This window comes from Stenotrophomonas sp. P5_B8, assembly GCF_054049855.1.
Map to the genome: position 1 here is coordinate 1 of NZ_JBFULO010000202.1, position 6,776 is coordinate 6,776.

At 65.2% G+C, this 6,776-nt stretch carries 4 protein-coding genes and 2 pseudogenes; all 6 read left to right on the plus strand.

The features are described 5' to 3' along the window. Positions 1 to 617 (plus strand): annotated as a pseudogene (locus ACXJKH_RS12075) (UbiA family prenyltransferase); the annotation flags it as partial. Next, positions 614 to 1,921 (plus strand): FAD-binding oxidoreductase, encoded by a 1,308-nt coding sequence (locus tag ACXJKH_RS12080; RefSeq protein ID WP_457319616.1) that lies wholly within the window; start codon positions 614 to 616, stop codon positions 1,919 to 1,921. The pseudogene ACXJKH_RS12075 and the gene ACXJKH_RS12080, both read left to right, overlap by 4 nt. Positions 1,922 to 1,923: 2 nt before the next feature. Continuing rightward, complete coding sequence (locus ACXJKH_RS12085; RefSeq protein ID WP_457319617.1) at positions 1,924 to 2,655, plus strand: SDR family oxidoreductase; 732 nt, start codon at positions 1,924 to 1,926, stop codon at positions 2,653 to 2,655. A 1-nt stretch (position 2,656) separates the two neighbouring features. Continuing rightward, positions 2,657 to 4,957, plus strand: coding sequence for a hypothetical protein (locus ACXJKH_RS12090; protein ID WP_457319618.1), 2,301 nt, complete (start codon positions 2,657 to 2,659; stop codon positions 4,955 to 4,957). A gap of 69 nt (positions 4,958 to 5,026) precedes the next feature. After that, positions 5,027 to 6,319 carry an NAD(P)/FAD-dependent oxidoreductase gene (locus tag ACXJKH_RS12095; protein ID WP_457319619.1) on the plus strand — a complete coding sequence of 431 codons (1,293 nt, stop codon included), beginning with the start codon at positions 5,027 to 5,029 and terminating at the stop codon, positions 6,317 to 6,319. A gap of 237 nt (positions 6,320 to 6,556) precedes the next feature. Beyond that, positions 6,557 to 6,776: pseudogene (locus ACXJKH_RS12100) on the plus strand (SAM-dependent methyltransferase); the annotation flags it as partial.

Genomic DNA, 6,776 nt, shown 5'->3' on the forward strand with positions numbered 1-6,776 from the left:
GTCTGCTGGTCGCGCCGCTGTTGACCCTGGCCGGGTTCGCATTGGCGTTGCTGTGCAGCCCGTCGTTCGCGTTGGTATTGCTGTGCTACTACGTGATGACRTTGGGCTACTCGCTGCAGCTCAAGCGCATCGTCATGATCGACGTGGTGCTGCTGGCCGCGCTGTATACCGTGCGCATCATCGGCGGCACCGTGGCGATCGGCTCGGAACTGTCGTTCTGGCTGCTGGCGTTCTCGATGTTCGTCTTCCTCAGCCTGGCGATGCTCAAACGCTACACCGAGCTGGCTTCGGCCCTGGCCAATGGCAAGGAGCTGGCGATCGGACGCGGCTACTCGGTCGCCGACCTCCCCTTGGTGCAGTCGCTCGGCGCGGCCGCCGGTTACATCGGCGTGCTGGTGTTCGCGCTGTACATCAACAGCCCCGAGAGCATGGAGCTGTACCGCCATCCCAAGGTGCTGTGGCTGCTGTGCCCGATCCTGCTGTACTGGATCAGTCGCATGTGGATCGTGTCCCATCGCGGCGACATGCACGATGACCCGATTGTATTCGCCGCCACCGACCGTGGCAGCCAGATGGTCATCGCGCTGGGCGTGGTGATCGTGCTGGCCGCGATATGAGGTCTGCCGGCGGCCAGTCCTGGGGGCGTTACCCCCGGGCGACACAGCAGCTGGCGCCGGTCACCGACCGTGCTGCCCTGCTGCCGGCCGTCGATGGCCTGATGCTGCCCCATGGCAATGGGCGCAGCTATGGCGACAGTTGTCTCAACCCGGGCGGCACGCTGTTGATGGCGCGGTCGCTGGACAGGTTCATCGCGTTCGACCCCGCAACCGGCATCGTGCGTTGCGAGGCCGGCGTGACGCTGGCCGAGATCATCGAGCTGGCGCTGCCGCAGGGCTGGTTCCTGCCGGTCACGCCCGGCACCCGCTACGCCACGGTGGGCGGGGCGATCGCCAACGATGTGCACGGCAAAAACCATCATCGGGCCGGCAGTTTCGGCCACCACCTGCGGGGTTTGGAGCTGCTGCGCAGCGACGGCCAACGGATCGCACTGGGTGCCGATGACGCCACCGGGCTGTTTGTCGCCACCATCGGCGGCTTGGGCCTGACCGGCTTGATCACCTGGGCCGAACTTCAGTWGCGGCGCGTGCCTGGGCCGTGGATCGAAACCGAGTCCATCCGTTTCGACTCGCTGGACGAGTTCTTCACGCTCTCGCGCGACTCGGCCGCGGGCTTCGAATACACCGTGGCGTGGATCGACTGCCTGGCCACCGGCAAGCAGCTCGGGCGCGGCCACTTCCTGCGCGGCGACCATGCCCGGGGCGACCCGCGGGCGGCCACGCCCAGCGCGATGCCCCGCCGCAGCATCCCGTTCGTGCCGCCGGTCTCGATGGTCAACGGCCTGACCCTGCGCCCGTTCAACACCCTGTACTACTGGCGCCAGCCCGGCCGCCGCACGCGCCACCTGTCGCACTACCAGAGCTACTTCTACCCGCTGGATGGCATCAACGACTGGAACCGGATGTACGGCCCGGCCGGCTTCCTGCAGCACCAGTGCGTGCTGCCGCCGGCAACCGCGCGCGAGGCCACCGCCGCCCTGCTGTCGGAGATCTCGCGCAGCGGGCGCGGCTCGTTCCTGGCGGTCCTGAAGGAATTCGGGGATGCCCCGGCACCGGGTATGCTTTCCTTCCCGCGCCCGGGCACGACACTGGCGCTGGACTTCCCGAATACCGGGCCTGACCTGTTCAGGATGCTGGAGCGGCTCGACCGTATCGTCGCCGAGGCGGGCGGGGCGGTGTACCCGGCCAAGGATGCGCGCATGTCCGGCGCCCTGTTCCGCCAGGCCTTCCCGGCCTGGGAGGCCTTCTCCCACCATATCGATCCCCGTTTTTCGTCCGGCTTCTGGCGCCGGGTCATGGAGTAAGCATGCAAAAGGTTCTGATCATCGGCGCCACCTCCGCCATCGCTGAAGCGGTGGCCCGGCTGTATGCCACCCGCGCCAGCACGATTTTCCTGGTCGGCCGCAACGCGAACCGCCTGGACGCCATCGCCGCCGACCTGCGCGTGCGCGGTGCCCACCAGGTGGACGCCTATGCGCTTGACGTCAACGACCTGGCCGGTCACGCCGCCATGCTCGACGCCGCCTGGGCGGCCAGCGGTGGTATCGATACGGTGCTGATCGCCCACGGCACCCTGCCCGACCAGGCCGCCTGCGACCAGTCGGTCGATCTGGCGATGCGTGAGTTCATCACCAACGGCACCTCCACCATCGCGCTGTGCACGGCACTGGCCCAGCGCCTGTCGGCCGGCAGCAACCTGGCGGTGATCTCCTCGGTCGCCGGTGACCGCGGCCGTGCCAGCAACTACCTGTACGGCAGCGCCAAGGCGGCGGTCACCGCGTTCCTGAGCGGGCAAGGCCAGCGCCTGGGCAAGCTGGGCATCAACGTGCTGACCATCAAGCCCGGCTTCGTCGATACCCCGATGACGCAGGCCTTCAAGAAGGGCGCGTTGTGGGCCTCGGCCGACAAGGTCGCGCAGGGCATCGTGCGCGCCTCCGACCGGCGGCGCGCGGTGGCCTACCTGCCGGGTTTCTGGTGGGCGATCATGATGGTGATCAAGAACATTCCTGAGTTTGTCTTCCGCAAGATCTCGCTCTGACATGACTGCACTGCACAACAGGGGAGGCACCGGCGCGGCCGCCGATGCCGATGCCGATGGACGTGGCGTGTCGCGGGCCAGGATCAAAAATATGCTCGGCGCGCGCTGCCTGGTCCTGCTGATCTGCGTATTGATGCTGGCCGGCTGCAACACACCGACGGATCCTGCGCGGGCGATGCAGGGTGGCTGCTCGCCATCGACCTTCCCCTTTTTGCCAGTTGATGCGTCCGTCGAAGGACGCATCACCCGCTGCGATGGTGGCGATGACTGGACCGGCAGGATCCAGACCCAGCCTTATCCTGCCGGTACCCGGCATATCGACGTGATGCTCACCGGCTACCCGTCTGTCCACGGCATCAACCTGAGCGCGGTCGGTCAATCCGGCAGAACCGCCCCCATCCTGTCGCTGCCCACTCCTCGGGAAAGCTGGCAGCGCGTGAATCTCACCATCCCCGAGGACGTGTCACGGGAAGCATTCAGCGTGGTGCTTGAGGATCACGCAACCGGCATGTACGGATGGGCCGGGTTGGGGGCATCCACCGTCACGCTCGCAGACACGTTCAAGCAGGGCCTGCTTCCGTTGCTGCTGGCGGTGCTGTTGGGCAATGCGTGGCTGACCGTGTTGTCGTTCTGCCTGCCGCGCGTCGGCACACCTCGCGAACGGGCGCTCACGGGGCTGCTTGCCGCAGGGTGCATCTGGCTGCTGGTGTTCATCGCCTTCGTCGGATCGGCCGCGCTCGGCAGTGTGGTATCCGCCGTGGCAGTGCTACTTCCGTTTGCATGGGCCCTGCGGACCGGACGGCGCCCTGGCCGCACGTTCGGCGAGCTTGCAGGGATCCAGAAGGAACTGCTGCCGGTGTTGCTGCTGGCGCTGCTGGTGCTGTGGATCGGCCTGTTCCCGTTCCATGGCAATGGCATGCCAAACGCAGAAGGCGCCAGCCGATGGCGCCCGCTCCCGATCGACGCGTGGCTGCCCATGCTGTTTGGCGACATGCTCGCGCAGGGCCGGCTCGATGTTCCGATGATCGGCGACTGGCTGAGCAGCGACCGCCCCCCGCTGCAGGCCGGCCTGTACCTGATGGTGCGCGACACCTGGCCCCAGGCCCATGGCTTGGTCTACCAGGGTATCTCGACCTGGGCGCAGACCCTGTTCCTGCTTCCGCTGGCGGCCCTGCTGGATCGTTTCGCCGGCAGATCGGTTCGAACGCTCACCCTGTTTGCGCTGTGCCTGTCCGCACTGGTACTGGTCAACGCCTTGTTTGTCTGGCCCAAACTGCTCGCAGCGGCGTTCTGCCTCATCTACTACGGCGCCCTTTTCCCAGCTGGTGGGATGCCGCGACGTTGGGGCCAGGCCGGTATCGCGGCTGCAATGGCGATGCTGTCCCACGGGGGCGCCCTGTTCTTCCTCGCCGGCGCCTCGCTGATGCAACTGGCATGGTACCGACGCGCGGGCCTGGTCATGCTGACCCGCACCGGTGCTGTCGCCCTGGCAGGTTATCTGCCCTGGATCGCCTACCAGCGTTTCATCGATCCTCCCGGTGATCGTCTCATCAAATGGCATTTCGCCGGCAAGGTGCCACCCGGCACCGAAAGCGCGCTGCATGCGCTGGTCGATGCCTACTCACACCTGACGCCTTCGCAGTGGCTGCATGCGCGGCTGCAGGACATCATGATCATCACCCGTGGCGCGCTCAGTGCACCCGTGGATGCGCTCTCAGTCATGGTGAACAACAGCGCGTCCGCCACTGCATCGTTCATCGAAGTCAGCTTCTTCCACCTGTTCTATTCGATGTGGTTCGCCTCGCCCTTGCTGCTTCCGCCCTGCCTGGCAGCGCTGTATTGGCGCAGCCGGGCACGCGGGGTGCGCGATCCTGCCCTCACTGAACTGCTGAAGATCCTCGCCACGGTGCTACTGGTCCTGGTGTTCTGGATGGTGGCGATGTTTGACGCCGGGGCCACCTCCATCCATCAAGGTGCCTATGCCGGCGGACTGCTGATGCAGGCAGCGATCCTGGTCGCCCTCGCACGCACCAGCAAGGTGTTGTTCTACGTCGTTGGGCTGGCCAGCATTGCCGTGGCACTGAGGGCCTATGCCCTGGATCGGGCGTTCCTGCCAGGCATGCAGATCGGCTATCTCGTAGGGACGGTGGCGTTGTGCGGCGGGCTGCTGGCGGCCCTCTGGCGCACGGCCAGCCCATACAGCCCGCCCTTGCACGCACCACACACCGCCGCCGAGGTCGAGCGCCCGCCGCGCAGTCTGCACGCCCAGACAGGCACAGAACTGGAACACGCTGGAACCTGATCGACCGCCGCGCTGGAGCTGAAATGTGCTGCAGCGCCGAACAAACAGCAACGAACGGACATGACCTCAATGAGCAAATTCGCCATCATCGGTAGTGGCCCCATGGGCCTCATGGCAGCCTTGGAGCTGCTCAAGCGCGGCCACCAGGTCGACATCTTCGAGCGCGACGACCGCATTGGCGGCATGTCCGCGGATTTCGATTTCGACGGCCTGCGCATCGAGCGCTATTACCACTTCATCTGCAAGACCGACTATCCGCTGTTCAAGCTGCTGGATGAAATGCAGCTGTCCGACCGCCTGCACTGGACGGACACCAAGATGGGCTACTACTACGAAGGCAAGCTGCACAAATGGGGCACCCCGTTCGCGTTGCTCGGCTTCCCGCACCTGGGCCTGATCGACAAGGTCCGCTATGCCCTGCACGTGATGCATACCAAGGGCATCCAGGACTGGACCGCGCTGGACAAGGAAAACGCGCGCGACTGGATCACCCGCTGGATCGGGCCAAAGGCCTACAAGGTGATGTGGGAGAAGGCCTTCGCGCTGAAGTTCTTCGAGTACCAGAACGACCTGTCGGCCTCCTGGATTGGTACCCGCATCAAGCGCGTGGCCCTGTCGCGGCGCAATCTTTTCAATGAAAGCATGGGCTACCTGGACGGTGGTTCGGCCGTGCTGCTGCAGAAGATGGCGGCGCACGTGCAGAAACTCGGCGGCCGGATTCTGCTGTCCCAGCCCATCGAGGAAGTCGCCTCGACCGACGGCAAGGTCACCGGCATCGTCACCCGGGACGGACACATCGCGTACGACCGCGTGGTGTCGACCGCGCCGATCCAGTATGTGCCCAAGCTCGTTCCGGGCCTGCCGGCCGCGTTTGCCGCACAGGTCGGCGCGATCGAGAACATCCCGGTGGCCTGCGTCATCCTCAAGCTCTCCAAGCCGGTGAGTGAGAACTTCTGGATGAACATCAGCGATGAGCGGATCACCATCCCGGGGCTGATCGAGTACAGCAACCTCAACCCGGGCAATGGGCCGGGCGAGCACATCGTCTATGCCCCGTACTACATGCCCAAAACCCACCCCAAGTGGCAGTGGAGCAACCAGCAGCTTATCGACGAGGTGATCAGCTACCTGCCGATGATCAACCCGGCGTTCAAGCCGGAATGGATCCGGGCCACCCATTGCCACCGTTATGAGTACGCCCAGACCATCTGCCCGCCGGGGTTCCAGGACATGCTGCCGCCCATGAAGACGCCAGTGGAAGGCTTCTTCATGGCCGACACGGCCTACTACTACCCAGAGGACCGTTCCATCAACGAGAGCATCGCGGTCGGCACCCGGTTGGCGGAAGTGGCCAGCGCCTGATCGAACCCCCATTCATTTTGGGGCGGGGGACGCACTGCGTCAGCCCGTCCTCTTGACCTACCATGCTCTCCAAAGGGCTGACAAAACGCATACGGAAGATGCACGCGCGCACAGCCGTTACCGCCCCGTGGCGGGCCGGATGCGCCAGGGTGCCTGCATCCAGAGCGCTTCGCTCCAGCTTGATGTGGACTTGATCCGCTTTTCCTTTCGCCTTCCCCCTTCCCAGGAACATGTCCGATGCCCGATATCGACCAGGATCTCGACGTCCTCTACCGCCACCGGTTCTCGCCCCAGGAACTTGCGAGCAAGAACCGCATCTGGCAGGTGCTGTGCGGCCAGTATTTCAGCCGCTTCGTCAGTCCCAATGAGACCGTGGTCGACATCGGTGCCGGCTATTGCGAGTTCATCAACAACATTCCGGCCGCGCAAAAGATTGCCGTGGACCTGAATCCGGACG

Excerpts from the sequence above, each read along its gene's own strand:
- ACXJKH_RS12085 (WP_457319617.1), top strand. The coding sequence starts at position 1,924 with ATGCAAAAGGTTCTGATCATCGGCGCCACCTCCGCCATCGCTGAAGCG.
- ACXJKH_RS12090 (WP_457319618.1), top strand. The coding sequence starts at position 2,657 with ATGACTGCACTGCACAACAGGGGAGGCACCGGCGCGGCCGCCGATGCC.
- ACXJKH_RS12095 (WP_457319619.1), top strand. The coding sequence starts at position 5,027 with ATGAGCAAATTCGCCATCATCGGTAGTGGCCCCATGGGCCTCATGGCA.